The organism is Shinella sp. SUS2, assembly GCF_001262505.1.
Lineage (GTDB): Bacteria > Pseudomonadota > Alphaproteobacteria > Rhizobiales > Rhizobiaceae > Shinella.
The window spans coordinates 46,414-63,530 of the sequence record NZ_KQ410745.1 but is presented as its reverse complement, the minus strand read 5'-3'; the positions used below and the strand labels follow the sequence as shown (position 1 = coordinate 63,530).

The 17,117-nt window shown below is 65.1% G+C and carries 12 protein-coding genes and 3 pseudogenes; 10 read left to right on the top strand and 5 right to left on the bottom strand.

What is annotated here, in order from left to right; all coding sequences use genetic code 11:
• From AKG11_RS27950 to AKG11_RS27930, 5 genes and pseudogenes are all read left to right on the top strand, one after another.
• Positions 1-304 (top strand): annotated as a pseudogene (locus tag AKG11_RS27950) (efflux RND transporter periplasmic adaptor subunit); the annotation flags it as partial.
• Entirely contained in the window at positions 301-1,002 is a 702-nt protein-coding gene (locus AKG11_RS27945) for an ABC transporter ATP-binding protein (protein ID WP_050746261.1), read from the top strand. The pseudogene AKG11_RS27950 and the gene AKG11_RS27945, both read left to right, overlap by 4 nt.
• A complete protein-coding gene (locus AKG11_RS27940) occupies positions 1,002-2,144 on the top strand; it encodes an ABC transporter permease (RefSeq protein ID WP_023512473.1) in 1,143 nt (380 codons plus the stop codon). The genes AKG11_RS27945 and AKG11_RS27940 overlap by 1 nt, the downstream gene beginning before the upstream one ends.
• A gap of 5 nt (positions 2,145-2,149) precedes the next feature.
• Positions 2,150-3,361 (top strand): ABC transporter permease, encoded by a 1,212-nt coding sequence (locus tag AKG11_RS27935; RefSeq protein WP_023512472.1) that lies wholly within the window; start codon positions 2,150-2,152, stop codon positions 3,359-3,361.
• A gap of 224 nt (positions 3,362-3,585) precedes the next feature.
• Positions 3,586-4,479, top strand: coding sequence for a helix-turn-helix domain-containing protein (locus AKG11_RS27930; protein ID WP_023512471.1), 894 nt, complete (start codon positions 3,586-3,588; stop codon positions 4,477-4,479).
• A gap of 6 nt (positions 4,480-4,485) precedes the next feature.
• Here AKG11_RS27930 and AKG11_RS27925 read toward each other — a convergent pair.
• Positions 4,486-6,619 (bottom strand): annotated as a pseudogene (locus AKG11_RS27925) (TonB-dependent siderophore receptor).
• 287 nt (positions 6,620-6,906) lie between these two features.
• Between AKG11_RS27925 and AKG11_RS27920 the strand changes: the two are divergent.
• The 5 genes and pseudogenes from AKG11_RS27920 to AKG11_RS27900 all read left to right on the top strand — a co-directional run bounded on the left by AKG11_RS27920 (position 6,907) and on the right by AKG11_RS27900 (position 11,852).
• Complete coding sequence (locus AKG11_RS27920; protein ID WP_050746260.1) at positions 6,907-7,899, top strand: ABC transporter substrate-binding protein; 993 nt, start codon at positions 6,907-6,909, stop codon at positions 7,897-7,899.
• A pseudogene (locus tag AKG11_RS27915) lies at positions 7,896-8,936 on the top strand (FecCD family ABC transporter permease). Before AKG11_RS27920 ends, AKG11_RS27915 begins: the two are co-directional and overlap by 4 nt.
• A 2-nt stretch (positions 8,937-8,938) precedes the next feature.
• Positions 8,939-9,973, top strand: coding sequence for a FecCD family ABC transporter permease (locus AKG11_RS27910; RefSeq protein ID WP_050746259.1), 1,035 nt, complete (start codon positions 8,939-8,941; stop codon positions 9,971-9,973).
• A complete protein-coding gene (locus tag AKG11_RS27905; protein WP_023515878.1) occupies positions 9,970-10,791 on the top strand; it encodes an ABC transporter ATP-binding protein in 822 nt (273 codons plus the stop codon). The genes AKG11_RS27910 and AKG11_RS27905 overlap by 4 nt, the downstream gene beginning before the upstream one ends.
• Positions 10,788-11,852 (top strand): DUF2218 domain-containing protein, encoded by a 1,065-nt coding sequence (locus AKG11_RS27900; RefSeq protein ID WP_050746258.1) that lies wholly within the window; start codon positions 10,788-10,790, stop codon positions 11,850-11,852. Before AKG11_RS27905 ends, AKG11_RS27900 begins: the two co-directional genes overlap by 4 nt.
• 162 nt (positions 11,853-12,014) lie before the next feature.
• Here AKG11_RS27900 and AKG11_RS27895 read toward each other — a convergent pair whose 3' ends face one another.
• The 4 genes from AKG11_RS27895 to AKG11_RS27880 all read right to left on the bottom strand — a co-directional run bounded on the left by AKG11_RS27895 (position 12,015) and on the right by AKG11_RS27880 (position 17,024).
• A complete protein-coding gene (locus AKG11_RS27895; RefSeq protein WP_050746257.1) occupies positions 12,015-13,472 on the bottom strand; it encodes a UdgX family uracil-DNA binding protein in 1,458 nt (485 codons plus the stop codon).
• Positions 13,472-14,701 (bottom strand): putative DNA modification/repair radical SAM protein, encoded by a 1,230-nt coding sequence (locus AKG11_RS27890; protein WP_024269883.1) that lies wholly within the window; start codon positions 14,699-14,701, stop codon positions 13,472-13,474. The genes AKG11_RS27895 and AKG11_RS27890 overlap by 1 nt, the downstream gene beginning before the upstream one ends.
• 135 nt (positions 14,702-14,836) lie before the next feature.
• Entirely contained in the window at positions 14,837-16,039 is a 1,203-nt protein-coding gene (locus AKG11_RS27885) for an NAD(P)/FAD-dependent oxidoreductase (protein WP_050746256.1), read from the bottom strand.
• A gap of 22 nt (positions 16,040-16,061) precedes the next feature.
• A complete protein-coding gene (locus AKG11_RS27880; protein ID WP_050746255.1) occupies positions 16,062-17,024 on the bottom strand; it encodes a 2-hydroxyacid dehydrogenase in 963 nt (320 codons plus the stop codon).
• Positions 17,025-17,117 lie beyond the last annotated feature (93 nt).

Below are 17,117 nucleotides of genomic sequence, written 5' to 3'. Positions count from 1 at the left end.
CCCGGCGGTCTCAGGCCGGCGCCACCGTGGCCGACTGTTGCTCCGCCCCGTGGCCGGTTTTTACTCCGCCGTTGACACCACCATCGCCGCGCTGAGGCCCGGCCTGCGCGGCGAGGCCGTGCTCGACGGTTTCCCCGACCATCCCTTCCCGGTGACGGTGCTGCGGCTGGCGCCCGTCGCCTCGGCCGAAAAAGGCACCCTCACGCTACGCCTGACGCTTGCCGGCCCGCCGGAAGGCATCCGGCCCAACATGGCGGCCCGCATCCGCATCACCCTCGACGAAACAGGAGACAAGACGCAATGACCCACGACCCGACCCCCTACATCGCCCTTGCCGGTATCAGGAAGGCATATCGCATCGGTAGCGAGAGGATCGCCATTTTTTCCGGCCTCGATCTTGCCATTCCGCGCGGCGATTTCGTTGCCGTCATGGGCCCGTCCGGATCCGGCAAGTCGACATTGCTCAACATGCTGGCCGGCATCGATCGACCGGATGCCGGGACCCTGCGCATCGGCACCAGCCACCTCGACCAGATGGGAGAAGCCGCCCGCTCCTCCTGGCGGGCACACAACATGGGCATCGTCTTCCAGTTCTACAATCTGCTGCCCATGCTCACCGCTGCCGAGAATGTCGAATTGCCCTTGCTGCTGAAGCCGCTGTCGCGCCAGGAGCGGCGCCTGCGCGTCGAAAGGGCTCTGGGTCTCGTCGGCCTTGCCGGACGGGAAAGGCAACATCCGGCGCTGATGTCCGGCGGCCAGCAACAGCGCATCGGCATCGCCCGCGCTCTCGTCACCGATCCGGGCCTGCTGCTTTGCGACGAACCGACCGGTGACCTCGACCGCAAGTCCGCCGACGAGGTTCTGGACATGCTGCGCTTCCTCAATCGCGAGCTTGGAAAGACCATCGTCATGGTGACCCACGATCCGCAAGCGGCCCTCTACGCGCGCCGCACGTTGCATCTCGACAAAGGCGATTTCATTGAAGAGAAGAGGGCCGCCTGATGGGCTTTTTCGATCTCGCCCGCAGGAATGCCTGGCGCAAGCCGCTGCGTACCTTGCTGCTCATGCTCTCGATTGCGGTCGCCTTTCTCATTTACGGCCTGACGGCAAGTTTCCTTGCCGGAGCCCAGGGGGCAGTCGGCGCAAGCGACGACCTTCTCGGCGTCACCAGCGTGAGCGGCCGCACGGTCCCCCTGCCCATGGCGGCAATGTCGCGCATCACTGCAGACCCCGATGTCGCGGTCGTGGGATATGTCGCGCGCCTGCGCGGTTTCGTCGATGTCGAGAAGAACGTCGTCGCCGTCAGCGCCGCCGACCCCGACAGGCTGATGGCTGTCAATGGAAAGGAACTCGGGTTGACGCCCGCGCTGATGAAGGCGATCGACGGGGCGCGCGACCGGGTTCTGGTCGGCCGGGCCCTTGCCGAGGCACAAGGCTGGGCCGTCGGTCAGCGGATTACCGTCACTGCCTTCGATACACCGCGAGAAGATGGCAGCCGGGACTGGCGCTTCGAGATAGCCGGCCTCTTCGAGGGTGAAAGCGCTGCCACCGACACCTATTTCCTGATCGCTCGCTACGATTATGTGAATGCTGCCCGTGCGCGCGGCAAGGAGACTGTGGATGCTTTCGTCGTCCGGCCCCGTGCCGGCACCGCCCCCGGAAAACTCGCTGCCCGGATCGACGCGCTCTTCGCCAATTCGCCGACGCCGACACGCACGCAATCGGAAAAGCAGTTCCTGGAAGCTTTCCTGCGCCAGTATGCCGATGTCGGCCTGATTGTGAATCTCGTCGTCGGCGCGGCGTTCATCACGCTGCTGATGATCGTCGTGAACACCATGGTCTTTGCCGTGCGCGAACGTACCTTCGAAATTGGCGTGTTGAAGACACTGGGTTTCTCCCGTCGCGCGATCGTTGTGCTCATCCTCGGTGAAACACTCTTCATCTTCGCCGTCGGCGGCGGTATCGGGCTCGCCCTGGCCAAGCTTGGAACCATGCTCGCCGGCCCGGCACTCGGCCTCGTCTTCTCCCTTCCCGTCCTCGCCAAGGCGCTGGCCATCATCGCTGCCCTCGGCCTCGCAACCGGCGCGCTACCAGCCTTCAACGCAATGCGCACACCGATCATCGCTGCTTTCAGAACGAGGTAACCGCCATGCTGAAATCCACTTCCGCCCATAGCCGACAAACACTTGTGATGATCCGCACGAATCTTTCCAGCCTGTCGCGCCGCCGCGCGATTTCGGCCTCCATGGCTCTGTCGGTCGCGCTCGTCGTCTGCGTGCTTGCCGGCTTCCTCTCCATGGCAAAGGGGTTCGAAACCGCGCTCGCCAGCGCAGGCTCACCATCGGTCGCAGTCCTTCTTGGCGGCGGTACGAACCAGGAGACGGGTTCGGACATTCCCGCAGCCGTCATCCGCACGCTCGACGCCATGACCGGCGATATCGGGGTCGTCCGTGATACCGAGGGCAAACTCGCTTCCTCCCGCGAGATCGTCGTCCCCGTCGATATGGAGCTTGAAGCGGAGGAGCCAGCCCGCACACTGGCACTGCGCGGCATGGATGCGGCCGGCCCGTCGATCCGCGATGGCATCGCACTGTCGGCCGGACACGTCTTCAAACCCGGCACGCGCGAAATCGTCGTCGGAGATCGCCTCGCCGAGGAATTCGGCCTCGATGTAGGCGACACGGTTCGCCTCGGCGCCGTCGACTGGACGGTTGCCGGTCGCTTTTCCGCCCATGGCAGCGCCTTCGAGTCCGAAATCTGGGCCGACCTCGATGCGGTGCGCGCCGCCTTCGACCGGCAGGGCGAAGTGCAGAGCCTGAAACTTCGCCTTACCGGGCCCGATGCGCTCGAGCGTCTGCGGAGGAGCCTCGTCACGATCACGCAGACACCGCTCGTCACGCTTTCCGAAGCCGATCTCTACGCAGCGCAATCCGGGCGCACCGCAAGCCTCATCCGCCTGTTCGGCTGGCCGCTGGCGTTGCTGATGGCGGTCGGCGCCACGGCAGGCGCCCTCAACACGATGATGAGCTCCGTTTCCGACCGCACCGTCGAGATCGCCACCGTCCGCGCGCTCGGCTTCAGCCGTCTCTCGGCCTTTTTCGGCACCTGGGTCGAGGCCGTGGTGCTCGCAAGCGCCGGTGTCCTTCTCGGCCTTTTTGCCTCATGGCTTGTCTTCCATGGATGGCAGGCGAGCACGCTTGGCGCGAACAATACACGGATGGCCTTCCAGCTCACCATCACGCCGGATATCCTTGCGATATCCGGCCTGCTTGGCCTCGCCATCGGCATCGTCGGTGGCGCACTGCCCGCGATCGCCGCCACGCGGCTGCCGATGACGGAGGCCCTGCGCGCGCGCGGCTAGGTCTGTTCCTGTTGGCAGGAAGGGTCTCGGATCTCGAAGCAGCGGGAGCTTCTGCTTCAAGATCCGAGATTCGCCCGCGACTTGCCCTGAGGAAAAAACATGATATTTTTAATCATATTTTTGTGCGATTGCTGCACGCACAGGAGCGGTTGCCATCCCGTACCGCTTGGCCTTAAACGCATGCAGACATGCGAGGACTGCTCGATCATGGGTGGCTTTGAACGGTGAACTACCAGCATGCAATGACCTGCCACACGGAAGGCATCAAGGTGCTTGCCCCGGTGAAATGGCGTAGCCTCGACGGCTTGGTCGGCGTCTTCTGGGATGCGGAGGGCCATTCCGGCGCGCGCGGCTATTACCTTTCACCCGATCCACGCATCGTGATCTTCTTCAACGACGTGTCGCCGCACATCAAGATGACCAACCGTGACGGCGGCATGCTCGCGCATTCGCGCCCGATGACCCGCGCGGTCTATGTGCCGGCCGGCGTTCCGCTCTGGACGAGTTTCACCTCCGCCCATCGCTTTTCCCATCTCGATCTGCACCTCCACAAGGACCGCATGCTGCGGTTCCTGTCGCCAACGGTCGGCACGTCGGCCGCGCTTGCGACGCTCCGCCGCCCTGTGGAGATCCAGGACGTCGGCGCGATCGAGACGCTGGCAAGCCTCCTCGTCGACGAAGTGTCGGGCCCGACGAAACACGCGCTCTACGCTGAAAGTCTGGTCGGCACGATCGTCAGTGGCCTGCTGGATATCCAGGATTTCCCCAGCGAGCCGCAGAACGGCCGGCTGACCCAGGCGCAGATGAACCGGCTCGTCACCCGCATCAATGCCCAAAGCGACGGCCGCTTGACCGTCGCCGAGATGGCCAAGACGGCCGGCCTTTCCGAAAGCTGGTTCGCCACCGTCTTCAAGCAGACGACCGGCAAGACACCACTGCAGTGGCAGCTCGGCAAACGCATCGACCTTGCGCAGAAGCTGCTGGTCGAAAGCGAGCTGACGATCGCCGATATCGCCGCCCAGCTCGGCTTTTCCGACCAGGCACACCTTACCAAGGCATTCCGGCAGGTCGCCGGTGATACACCCGCCGCCTGGCGGCGGGTGCAGCAGGTCCGCTAGCCTCTCTCACCACGTCTGGCGCAGCGTCGCCGAGATCGAGCGGCCCGGATTGTAGAAATCCGCGCCGAAGCCACCGTAATCGATATGCTTGCGGTCGAAGAGATTGGAGACATTGACTTCGAAGGACGTGTTCTCGAACACCTTGTAGCTGAAGGCCGCATCGACGACGAAATTGCTGCCCGTCTTCACCGTGTTTTCGTCGTTGAAGTAGTAGGAGCCGGTATAGCGGCCACCGAGGCCGAAGGTCATGTCGCCGCGCTTGCCGTCGCCCTCGAGCATGTAGTTGACCCAGAGCGATGCCGTGTGCTTGGGCACATGGTAGGGTCGGTTGCCCTCATTGCCGGCCGCGCCGTTCTCAACGATCTCGGCATCGAGATAGGAATAACCGGCCGTCAGGCTCCAGTTCGGCGTCAATTCCGCCTTGGCCTCCAGGTCGAAACCGCGCACGCGCACCTCGCCGATCGTCTCCTGGAGGTTCGTGGCAGGATTGGTGCGCGTGATGTTGTTCTTCGTCAGATCGTAGATCGAGGCCGTGATCAGCGCCGGGAAGGCGTCCGGTTGGTATTTCACACCAAGTTCGATCTGTTCGCCACGCTCCGGCTCGACGCCGATGGAGGGGGCGGCAACGGATTCGGCGTAGCTGACGAAGGGCGCAATCTCATCGGTGACGCGATAGGTGAGGCCGATGCGTTTCGTCAGTTCGCTGAAGTCCCCCTCGCTCTTGGCGCCCGTCAGCTTGTTCACCTCGCTGAGGTCGAGCCAGTCGTTGCGAAGGCCGGCCGTGACGATAAACTTATCCCAGAAGGCCAGTTCCTGCTGAATATAGAGCGCCTTGCCCGTCTGGTCGCTGCGCGTGCTGGCGATCAGCGGCAGGTTGGTGGGCCGGCCCGTATATATCGGGTTCGTCCAGTCTAATGCCGGGCGCCGGTCCCCACCAGGTATCGTTGTTGCCCTTCATGTCGTTGTATTCGGCGCCGACCAGAGTGCGGCTGTCGACGGCATCGAAATTCGCCTCGTATTGCAGATGCGCGTCGATGATGAACTGCCGGTTCGAGGCCTCGTTGCCGAAGAAGGCGCGCGAGGCGGTCGTGGAGCCGTCCGTCGGCGTTGCAGAAATATAGGCGTAGCCGAAATCGGTGTCGGATTTGCTGTAGCGCGCATTCGCGCCGAAGGTCAGGCCCGAGCCGAAATCGTGGTCGAACAGGACGCTGACCGTATCGCGGTTCGTACCGCGGAAATTGTAGTCCGGCTCGCCGAAGAAGCGGCTGCGGTCGAAATCGGTGCCCACCGGATGGCCCCCGCTGCCGGGCACGCCGTCCTTGTTGAGGTGATCGTAGACGATGGTAAGGCTGGTGGTGTCCGTCGGCCGCCAGGTCAGCCCACCCATGAAGAATTTTTCATCATCGCGCGAATGATCGTATTCCGCGTCGGCATCACGCAGCTTGCCGGTGAAGCGGTAGGAGAGCGTGTCGTCGGCCATCAGATTGTCGCCGAAGTCGAAGCCGACCTCCTTTCGGTCGAACGAGCCGCCCGTGACATAGGCCTCGCCGAATTTCTCGCTGCGCGGGCGCTTCGTCACATAGTTGACGGCACCACCGGGATCGGAGACGCCGAACGTCGTGGAGTTCGCGCCCTTCAGCACCTCGACACGCTCGAAGGCATAGGCTTCTTCCCGCACACCGCCGAAGGGACGGCCGAGGATCAGCCCGTCGCGGTAGGTCGTGGCATCGAAACCACGGATCTTGAAGAAGTCGTAGCGGTCATCCGAACCATAGAAATCCGTGGTGACGCCTGCCGTATATTGCAGGATCTCCTCGACGGTCTCGGCGCCGCGTTGCTGGATTTCCTTGGCCGTGATGACGGAAACCGTCGCCGGCGTGTTCAGGATTTCCGTCGCCATGCGCCCACCGGCGGTCGTCTTCTTCGCGACAATCGACCTTGCATCATTGTCGCCACCCGTCGCAGAGCCATCGCCTTCGACGGTGATGGTCTCAAGCACCGTTGTGGAACCGGCATCCGCCTGCTGGGCGAACGAGACGGACGGCACAAGGGCGACGAGCGCGGTGCAGCCGAGCAGAACCGCAGTCCTCAAACGGATAAGAGGCTGTCTCGTATCGGCGCCGGTCGTCTTGATGTCCATCGTCATGTTCCAGAAATTGAAGTTGCGCTCGCCGGCGGACGGCAGGTCCTGCCGAATGCCAGCCGGAACAGGCGTAAACCTGCGCATCCCCCCTCAGGCCGATGCGGCTGTCCCTTGAAGCGGGAATAACTTGAGACCTACTATCCAGTATTGTAGATTTCCATGGTTTTGTAGGAAACCCCGGAAACTTCGCCGCCGCCTCCCAACAAGCCGTGCCTTCGCCTTGACGCCGCCCAATGAACCTGAAACGGAAACTCCACTTTTAACCGCCCTGGAGGGTTTCGCCCATGTCGCGGCTTTTGCGCTTCCCGCTGATAGTTGTCGCCGCCTGCCTCTGGATTGCGACGACGGCATGGGCCGCGGACGAAACCGCCTATCCCATCGTCATCGAGCACGCCTTCGGAACGACGACGATCACGAAGAAGCCGGCGCGCGTGGCGACCGTCGCCTGGGCGAACCATGAAGTGCCGCTGGCGCTCGGCATCGTGCCCGTGGGCTTTGCCGCCGCCAATTTCGGCGACGACGATGGCGATGGTCTCCTGCCCTGGGTGGCGGAAAGGCTGACGGAACTCGGCGGCGAAAAGCCCGTCCTGTTCGACGAGGGCGACGGTATCGATTTCGAGGCGGTCGCGGCGACGAGGCCGGATGTCATCCTCGCCGCCTATTCCGGCCTCAGCCAGGCGGACTACGAGACGCTGAGCCAGATCGCCCCCGTCATCGCCTACCCGCAATCCGCCTGGTCAACCGACTGGCGCGAGACGATCCGGCTCAACAGCGCCGGGCTCGGCATGGCAAAGGACGGCGAAGCGCTGATCGTACGCATCGAGAAGGAAATCGCCGGCACGGTCGCCGGCTATCCGGTCCTCAAGGGCAAATCGGCGATCTTCGTCACCCATCTCGACGCGACCGACCTCAGCATGGTGAACTTCTATACCGCCAACGACACGCGCATCAAATTCTTCCGCGACCTCGGCCTCGCCTCTCCCAAAAGCGTGCTGGACGCAACGAAGCCCGGACAATTCGCCGCCAGCGTCAGCGCCGAACAGGTCGACGCCTTCGACGATGTCGATATCGTCGTCAGCTACGGCGGCACGCCGCTGCTCGACGCCGTGAAGGCCGATCTCCTGCTCTCGCGCATGCCCGCCGTCAGCAAGGACGCGCTCGTCATGCTCGGCCGCGACCCGGTCGGCACGGCCGCCAATCCAACGCCGCTGTCGATCTCCTGGGTGCTGAAGGACTATGTCGCGCTTCTTGCGGAAGCGGCCGGGAAATCGAAATGACATCGCACGCCGCCACGGCACGAAATCCGGCGCCGGCCGGACGCCTCAAGCGCCTGCGCGGGCTCTGGCTTTTGCTGGTCGCCGCTACGCTCGTCGTGCTGGTGGCGCTGTCGGTGGCGATCGGCACGCGGAATGTCGGCCTTGGCGACATCCTTTCCGCGCTTGGCGGCAGGGTCGAGACGATCAGTGAGGCGGCAGTGGCGATGCGCATTCCCCGCACGCTGCTGGCGCTGCTCGCCGGCGCCGCGCTCGGCCTTGCCGGCGCGATCATGCAGGGCGTGACGCGCAATCCCCTCGCCGATCCCGGCATTCTCGGTGTCAACATGGGGGCATCGCTCGCCGTCGTCGTCAGCGTCGCCTGGTTCGGTATCTAAACCGCCTATGCCTATATCGTCACCGCCATCCTCGGCGCGGGGGCGGCGGCGATCTTCGTCTATGTCATCGGCGCGCTTGGGCGGGGCGGGGCGACGCCGCTGAAGCTGGCGCTCGCAGGGGCCGCCACGTCCGTCGCCTTCTCCTCGCTGGTCATCGCCGTCGTCCTGCCGCGCGCCGACATTGCCGGTGGCGTGCGCGCCTGGCAGATCGGCGGCGTCGGCGGGGCGACCTTCGAACGCATCCTTCCTGTCCTGCCCTTCCTCACCGCCGGCTTCGCCATCAGCCTCCTCTCGGCCCGCAAGCTCAACGCGCTCGCGCTTGGCGACGAGCTTGCCGCCGGCCTCGGCGAACATGTCGCGACCACCCGCGCCGTCGCCGCCTTCGGCGCAATCCTGCTCGCAGGCGCGACGACGGCCGTCTGCGGCCCGATCGGCTTTCTCGGCCTCATCGTACCGCATCTCGTTCGCCTCCTGACCGGCAGCGATCATCGCTGGCTGCTGCCCTTTTCCGCCCTCGGCGGCGCCTGCCTGCTGATCGCCGCCGATATCGTCGGGCGCATCGTGGCAAGGCCGGCCGAACTGGACGTCGGCATCGTGACGGCGCTGATCGGCGCGCCCTTCTTCATCTGGATCGTCCGCCGCCAGCGGGTGCGGGACCTTTGACCATGCTCGCTCCCTTCATCGATTCCATTGCGAGAAACCGCCATCGCCGCGCCCGCCGGCACCACTGTGTCATCGGCCTCCTCTTCACGCTCGTCGCCGCGACCTTCCTGCTGACCCTGCTGCTCGGCCAGTCCTTAACCCCGCCGCAGGACATTTTCCGCGCATTGATGGGCGAGGATGTGCCTGATGTCGCCTTCACGGTCGGCCAGCTCCGGCTGCCGCGCGCCATGCTCGCGATCCTCGCCGGCCTCAGTTTCGGTCTCGGCGGCGTCGCCTTCCAGATCATGCTGCGCAATCCGCTGGCGAGCCCCGACATTATCGGCATAAGCTGGGGGGCGAGCGCCGCCGCGGTCTTCGCCATCGTCGTGCTCGGGCTTTCGGGGCCAATCGTCTCGATCCTCGCCGTTATCGCCGGGCTCGGCGTGGCGCTCGTCGTCTACGCGCTCTCCTTCCGCAACGGCGTCGCGGGCACGCGGCTCATCCTCGTCGGCATCGGCGTTTCGGCCATGCTGGAGAGCGTCATCGCCTACATCCTCTCCACCGCCCCCGCCTGGACCATGCAAGAGGCGCTGCGCTGGCTCACGGGCAGCGTCAACGGCGCACAGCTCGGCCAGAGCCTGCCGCTCGTCGTCGCGCTCGCCGTCTTCGGCGGCCTGCTGCTTTCCCGCGCCCGCGACCTCGAAGCCCTGCGGCTTGGCGACGACACCGCGGCCGCGCTCGGCGTTCGGGTCGGCCAGACCCGCGTGCTCGTCATCATCGCTGCTGTCGGCATGATCGCCAGCGCCACGGCCATTTCGGGACCGATCGCCTTCGTCGCCTTCCTCGCGGGGCCGATTGCCGCCCGCATCGTCGGCAACAACGGCTCGCTGCTCGTCCCAGCGGCACTGACAGGCGCGGCGCTGGTATTGGTCGGCGATTATTGCGGCCAGTTCCTGCTGCCGAGCCGCTATCCCGTCGGCGTCGTCACCGGGGCGCTCGGTGCGCCCTACCTGATTTTCCTGATCGTGCGCGTCAACCGGTCCGGAGGCTCCCTATGAAACCGCACACCCTCCTCGCCACCGGCCTTTCCGCCGGGTACGGCGAAACACGCATCCTCGACGGGCTGGACCTTGCCGTGCCGCCCGGGAGGATCACCGTCATTGTCGGGGCGAACGCCTGCGGCAAGTCCACGCTGCTGCGCACCCTCTCGCGCCTGCTGCCGGCCCAAAGAGGGCAGGTGTTGCTGGACGGCAAGTCGATCCATCGCATTCCCTCAAGAGATCTTGCCCGTACGCTCGGCCTCCTGCCCCAATCGCCCATCGCGCCCGAGGGCATCACCGTCGCCGACCTTGTCAGCCGCGGCCGCCATCCGCATCAGGGGGTCTTTTCCCGCTGGACGCGCGAAGACGACGTAGCGGTCGCCGCCGCCCTTGCGGCGACGAAGACCGACGACCTTGCGGAACGGCCGATCGACGAACTCTCGGGCGGTCAGCGCCAGCGTGTCTGGATCGCCATGGCGCTTGCCCAGCAGACGGACCTCCTGCTGCTCGACGAGCCCACCACCTTCCTCGACATCAGCCACCAGATCGAGGTGCTGGACCTCCTGACCGACCTCAACCAGACGCGCGGCACCACCATCGTGATGGTGCTGCACGATCTGAACCTTGCCGCGCGCTACGCCGACCACCTTGTCGCGATGGCGAACGGCCGACTGCATGTAGCCGGCCCGCCGGAGACCGTCCTGACGGAAGACCATGTGCGACAGGTCTTCGGACTCGAAAGTCGCATCATCACCGACCCGACCTCCGGTCGGCCGACCATGTTGCCGATCGGCCGCCATCGCATGATTTCCCCCGTAATCAAGGAGCCCGCATGAACGCCCTCCCGCAATTCAAGCTCACCGGTGTCGCGCTGCCGAAGGATGCGCTGAAAATGCTCGATGAGGTCTGCGAGCACTTCGTCGAGCACGCCGAGGTGCGGCGCACGGAAAATGCCGCAACGCTGACGAGCGAGATCGGCACAGCCGATATGCGTCTCGACGGCGGACGGCTCCTCATCGATCTCGCCTGCCCGAGCGACGAGACGCTTCAGATGAGCCGCACGGTCATCGCCGAGCACCTCTTCTATTTCGCCGGCGAGGACCCGCTGGAACTCACCTGGTCCGAACCGGCGACGCGTTCGCGGCTCGCCAATCTTCATGAAGTGACCGTCGTCTCGGCCGAGGACGTGACGCCGCACATGCGGCGCGTCATCTTTGCTTGCACAGACGTGAAGCCTTTCATCGGCGAGGGCATGCATGTGCGCCTGCTGGTGCCGCCGAAAGGCCGGACGCCGGTCTGGCCGGGGCTGCGCGATGACGGCCGCATTGCCTGGCCGGAGGGCGAGGATGCGCTGCTCGTGCGCGTCTACACGATCCGCGCCGTCAACGCCGAGCGCGGCGAACTCTCGGTCGACTTCCTGCAGCATCCCCTGCCCGGCGTTGCGACACCCGGCGCGGATTTCGCCCGGGATGCGCAGCCGGGGGACAGGCTCGCCCTGCTCGGCCCCGGCGGCGGCGACCTTCCGCAGGCCGAAACCATCTTCCTTGCCGGGGACGAAAGCGCCTTGCCCGCCATCGCCCGCATCGCCGCCGAAGCGCCCGAAGGCACGAGGATGCAGGCGATCATAGAGGTGGCGGATGCGGCGGAAGAGCAGCCGCTGCCGACCGCCGGAACGCTCGACATACGCTGGCTGCACCGCGCCAGCTACCCGGCGGGCAACAAGAACATGCTCGCGCAGACGGTGATAGAGGCACTTGCTGCCGTGGATGAAGAAGCCTTCGTCTGGGTCGCCTGCGAGCGGGAGGATGTCCGGCTTGTCCGCGCGTTCCTCAAGGGCCGCGGGCACGATCGCAAGCGCACCTATGCCGCCTGGTACTGGGATCGCGACAACGCCTGACGGAACGGCACCTTTCCCTATCCAAAGACGGCTTCTCCGGGTCGCAACCGGTTGAGATCCCGGCTGGCATGAGGCAACCCATAAATTGCCGGGCAGGGAACGACCTTTATCGAGAAGGCGGCGCAACGCCCCCTGAAGCCAAACGCCGCACCACCGATTCCTTCAGCAAAGGGAATGCGCCCGCTCGATCATTGCCCGGATGGCACGCAGATCCTCAACGAAAAGGGCATGCTGCCTCAACCGTTCCGCGCCGTCCGGAAGGCGCAGCAGATGGGATGGGTGGATTGTGGGGTAGAGCAACCGCGCGCCTTCCATGGCGATCGGCTTGCCGCGAACTTCACTGAGCGGGCGGCGCTCTCCGATCAGCGCATGGAGGGCGGTCGCGCCGAGCGTGACGACAAGGCTCGGCTGGACAGCATCGATCTCCTTGGCAAGCCACCACCGGCAGTGCTCGATCTCGCCCCTGTCCGGTCGCTGGTGAAGACGGCGCTTGCCACGAGGGACATATTTGAAGTGCTTTACCGCATTCGTCAGATAGAGACTGTCGCGGGCGATGCCCGCCTCGTGCAGCGCGGCGTCCAAGACCCTGCCTGCCGGGCCGACAAAAGGACGGCCAGCAAGATCCTCCTGATCACCCGGTTGCTCCCCGACCATCATGATCCGTGCACCCTGTGGCCCCTCGCCAAATACGGTTTGCGTGGCGGCGCAATGCAGCGTGCACCGCGTGCACCGTCCTGCCTCTTCGCGCAGCGCATCAAGCGTGCCCGGGCTTTCCAGCCCGACCTGCGGCAATGTCGGGGCGGCATCCTGAAGACGATGGTGAAAGAGCGGCGGATCGCTGGCGGCGCGTTCGGCCATGGCGCGCACATTCGCCTCGGCATGGGCGATGAGGCCTGGAATCAGCGCCGCCTCCGGCAGGTTGCGCCAGTACTTCTTCGGCATCTCCGTCTGCATGGCCTTCACCTTGAGCCGGGCCGGATTGAAGATGCTCGCATAGTAGGTGCACCAGAGGTCATCCGTCGGGTCGTCATGGCCGGGATTTTCACAAGGGCGCGGATCGAAGGCCAGGGTCTCGCCATCCCAGCGCGCCGACCCGCGCGGGGTGGCGATCATCCAGTCCATATCGGCAAAGCGTCGACGGAAGAAAGGCGCCGTGCGGGCAACCACGAAATGCGACGGCTCGAACCAGGCGACGAACCGGCGGCGGCCCACCGCTTCTCCGAAAACCTCCTTGAAGCGTACGAAGGCCGTCATCTTGTGGCTATCGCGATGAACATTTCTGGCAAGCAGCCGTGCCCGGGCAACATCCTCGTCCGCCGGCAGCGCGAGAAGGTTCCTATCGGATTGCAGGCGCCAGAGCAGCCTGTAGAGGAGATGGAAACGGCCGGGTTCGGTATGGCAGACGACCGCCTCGGCCAACTCCAGAAAACCGGCGGGAACGGTGAGCGCCCGCGCCCGAGGCAAGGCTTTCGGCAGGTTCTGCCCCGCCGCAAAGAGCTCGTTCTCCCCCGACGTCCGCCATTCCACCTCCCGCGGTGCAACACCGGCGGCAGCGAGTGCGCGGGCCGCATCCCGCCATTCGGCAAAGTCACCGCGGCCGAGAAGGAAGACCCTGTGCATCAGAGCAGCGAAAGCTGTACCGGCCTGGGTGCGAAGAACGCCTTCAGGTCGGCCCGGTCGGCAAGGCGGCGGGGCGTCCAACCGTCCGTTTCGATGAAGGCACGTACCTTGCGCAGCGAAACGCCGAGCCTTGCCAGGTCCTCCAGCCGCAGACGGCGGAGGCGGCGGCTGGAAAGAATGGCCTCCACGGTCTTCGTGCCGAAGCCAGGCACGCGCAGCAGCCGTTCCCGCTCGGCCCGGTTGACATCCACTGGAAACGCATCGCGATTGGCGAGAGCCCAGGCGAGCTTCGGGTCCATGTCGAGATCGAGCATGCCGCCGGTTGATGCCGTGATTTCGTCGACGCCGAAACCGTAGAAGCGATAGAGCCAGTCGGCCTGGTAGAGCCGGTGTTCACGAACCAGCGGCGGCTTGATCAGCGGAAGCGCACGGGAGGCGTCAGGGATGGGGCTGAAGGCGGAATAGTAGACACGCTTCAGTCCGTAGCTGCCATAGAGCCGGGCGCTCGTTTTCAGGATGGTTGCATCATCCGCACCGTCGGCCCCGACGATCATCTGCGTGCTCTGCCCACCCGGCACGAAGCGCTTGCGTCGTTTCGACTGTAAGGTCGGCTCGTCCGCCGCTTCGATCTTGCGGCGCAGGTCGCCCATCGCACGGCGAATTCCCTCCGGGCGCTTCTGCGGCGCGAAGCGCCCGATGCCGGCATCCGTCGGAAGCTCGATGTTGAGCGACAGGCGATCGGCGTAAAGCCCCGCCTGTTCGATCAGCTCCGGCGCGGCATCGGGAATGGATTTCAGATGGATGTAGCCGCCAAATCCATGCACCGTTCGCAGCTCCCGCGCCACGCGCACCATCTCTCCCATTGTGTGATCGGGCGAGCGGATGATGCCCGACGACAGGAACAGCCCTTCGATATAGTTGCGGCGGTAGAACTCCAGCGTCAGCCAGACCACCTCTTCTGGCGTGAACCGGGCTCGTTCCACATTGCTGGACGAGCGGTTGATGCAATAGGCGCAATCGAAGATGCAGAAGTTGGTGAGAAGAATCTTGAGAAGCGAAATGCATCGGCCGTCGGGAGCATAGGCATGGCAAATTCCGGCTCCCTCCGTCGAGCCGAGCCCGCCGCTTTCCATGGAGTCCCGCTTCACCGTTCCACTCGAAGCGCACGAGGCATCGTATTTGGCGGCATCCGAGAGGATCGCTAAGCGCTGCTTCATCGATTTCTTCATGAATGTTCACTATATGTTCTTTTGCGCACCGTCAAGCAACCGGCCCAGACGGCGCGCGCATGAATGCATCAGAACGCCGTACGGCCTGCACCACCGCGCCAGACAGACCGCACGGTGGAACACGGCTTGAACCCGTCATATCAGGGTTTTCAAATCGAAACCCGCATCGGCCACCTGCTCCGGCAAGGGTGAACGCCCGGCCTCGATCAAGCGCTTGCCCACCATGTAGCTGCGCGGCTCGTTCATCGCATCGACGGCAAGCAGCACGCCCTCGCGAAAATACCAGTGCGAACGTGCCTTCTCGTTCGCTCCCGATCGCACCACAACCCGGTCAAATGTCGTGTTCAGGCCGGCGATCTGCAGCTTCACGTCATACTGGTCGGACCAGAACCAGGGCTTCGGCACATAATCCATCGCCGCACCCAGCATATTGGCCGCGACGGCTTCAGCCTGGTCGATGGCGTTCTGCACACTCTCCAGCCGGATCATGTCACCGCGATAGGGCAGGCGCGCGCAATCACCGGCCGCCCAGATGGCGGGATCTCCTGTCCTGCCATGCGCATCGACGATAACACCGCCATCGCAGGCGAGACCCGCCGCCGCCGCGAGCCCGTCATTGGCCGTCACGCCGATGCCGGCGATGACGAAGTCCACCTCCCGGCGTGAGCCATCCGCCAACACCACCGAGATCGCCTCCCCGCGTTCCAGCCCAGCCAGGCCGGTGCCCTCGAGGATTTCGACACCGTTGCCGGCATGAAGGCTCCGGAAATAATCGGAAGTTTCCGGCGCGGCGACGCGCTGGAGAATACGGGGCGCCGCCTCAATGAGTGTCACCTTGAGGCCGAGCCTGGCCGCCACCGCCGCGGCCTCCAGCCCGATATAGCCGCCCCCGACGACCAGCACCCGTCGCCCCTCGCGGAACTCCGGGGCCATACGATCGACATCGGCCAGATTGCGCACCACATAGACGCCGGACAGGTCGCCACCGAGCGCGGCCGGCAGTGAACGCGGCGTCGCGCCGGTCGTCAGCGCCAGCTGGTCATAAGATACGCGGTCGTCATCGAGACGGATCTGCCGCGCGGCGCGGTCGATCGCGACGATCCTTTCACCGAGCCGCAGGGCAATGTCATTGTCCGCGTAGAACCGCTCGGGCCGCAGGTGCAGCTGCTCCAGCGTCATTTCCTTCATCAGGTATTTCTTGGAGAGTGGCGGGCGCTGGTAGGGCAGCGTGTCTTCTTCACCGATGAGCGTGATGCGCCCGCCAAAACCAAGGACCCGCAGTTTGGCCGCCAGCGACGACCCGGCCTGTCCTGCTCCCAGGATCGCTATGTGGTTCATGTCGTCCTCCCCTCGCTCCTGCTCACGCGACCCGGTTTTCCAGCGCATCGCCGCGGAAAAAGGCCTCCAGATTGTCGAGCGCCGTCATGCCCATCGCCGCGCGTGCCGCCTGCGTCGCCGAACCGAGATGGGGCAGCAGAACGACGTCGTCACGCTCGCGGAGGGCGGCCGGCACGGCGGGCTCGAATTCATAGACATCGAGCGCCGCCCCGGCGATCTGCCGGCATTCGAGGGCGCGGATCAGGGCCACCTCGTCCACCACCTCGCCGCGCGAGACGTTGACGAGATGCGCCTCAGGCCGCATCAAAGCGAAGGCACGCTCGTCGATCAGGTGGCGCGTCTCGCTGCCACCCGGCACGGTCAGAACGACAAAATCGGCGCGTTGCAGCAGATCGTCCAGGGGCACCTGTGTCGCGTCCATGCCGGACACGGTCTTCGGCGAGCGGTTGTGGAACAGCACCCGCATGCCGAAACCGGCAGCGGCGCGGCGGGCGACCTCCTGCCCGATACGCCCCATGCCGACAATGCCGATCGTGCTGCCGGAAACATCCCGGCCGAGAAGCTGTACGGGATGCCAGCCCTTCCATGCCCCGGACCGCACCAGCCGCTCCCCCTCGCCCGCACGGCGCGCGGTCATCAGGAGGAGCAGCATCGCAAGGTCGGCTGTCGGGCCGGTGACGGCCCCCGGCGTGTTGGTGACGGCAATGCCTGCGCGCGCCGCTGCCGCAAGGTCGATATGGCTGACCCCGGCGCCGAAATTGGCAAGGATGCGGCAGCGCGGCAATGCCCCATCGGCAAACACCGCCGGCGAGAAGACATCGCCGAGAGAAGGCAGGATCGCGTCGTGATCGCGGAGCGCGGCGGAAAGCTCCGCCGCCGTCGTGGCGCCGACGTCCTTGCGGATCGTCAGGTCGAAGAGGGCGCCGGCCCGCTCGTGCACGGCGGCCGGCAAGGGACGGGTGATCAGCAGGCGCGGTCGTTTCATAAATCCCTCCCAGACTGCATTCCAACCACCCTCCCGGCGGCAGAAAGCCACGAATAAACATGATGACAATCAAAAGCTTACCGTAACATCTGG

What these genes read in the sequence shown, in the direction of transcription:
- AKG11_RS27945 (WP_050746261.1), top strand. Translation starts at nt 301, where the DNA reads ATGACCCACGACCCGACCCCCTACATCGCCCTTGCCGGTATCAGGAAG.
- AKG11_RS27940 (WP_023512473.1), top strand. Translation starts at nt 1,002, where the DNA reads ATGGGCTTTTTCGATCTCGCCCGCAGGAATGCCTGGCGCAAGCCGCTG.
- AKG11_RS27935 (WP_023512472.1), top strand. Translation starts at nt 2,150, where the DNA reads ATGCTGAAATCCACTTCCGCCCATAGCCGACAAACACTTGTGATGATC.
- AKG11_RS27920 (WP_050746260.1), top strand. Translation starts at nt 6,907, where the DNA reads ATGTCGCGGCTTTTGCGCTTCCCGCTGATAGTTGTCGCCGCCTGCCTC.
- AKG11_RS27910 (WP_050746259.1), top strand. Translation starts at nt 8,939, where the DNA reads ATGCTCGCTCCCTTCATCGATTCCATTGCGAGAAACCGCCATCGCCGC.
- AKG11_RS27905 (WP_023515878.1), top strand. Translation starts at nt 9,970, where the DNA reads ATGAAACCGCACACCCTCCTCGCCACCGGCCTTTCCGCCGGGTACGGC.
- AKG11_RS27900 (WP_050746258.1), top strand. Translation starts at nt 10,788, where the DNA reads ATGAACGCCCTCCCGCAATTCAAGCTCACCGGTGTCGCGCTGCCGAAG.
- AKG11_RS27895 (WP_050746257.1), bottom strand. Translation starts at nt 13,472, where the DNA reads ATGCACAGGGTCTTCCTTCTCGGCCGCGGTGACTTTGCCGAATGGCGG.
- AKG11_RS27890 (WP_024269883.1), bottom strand. Translation starts at nt 14,701, where the DNA reads ATGAAGAAATCGATGAAGCAGCGCTTAGCGATCCTCTCGGATGCCGCC.
- AKG11_RS27885 (WP_050746256.1), bottom strand. Translation starts at nt 16,039, where the DNA reads ATGAACCACATAGCGATCCTGGGAGCAGGACAGGCCGGGTCGTCGCTG.
- AKG11_RS27880 (WP_050746255.1), bottom strand. Translation starts at nt 17,024, where the DNA reads ATGAAACGACCGCGCCTGCTGATCACCCGTCCCTTGCCGGCCGCCGTG.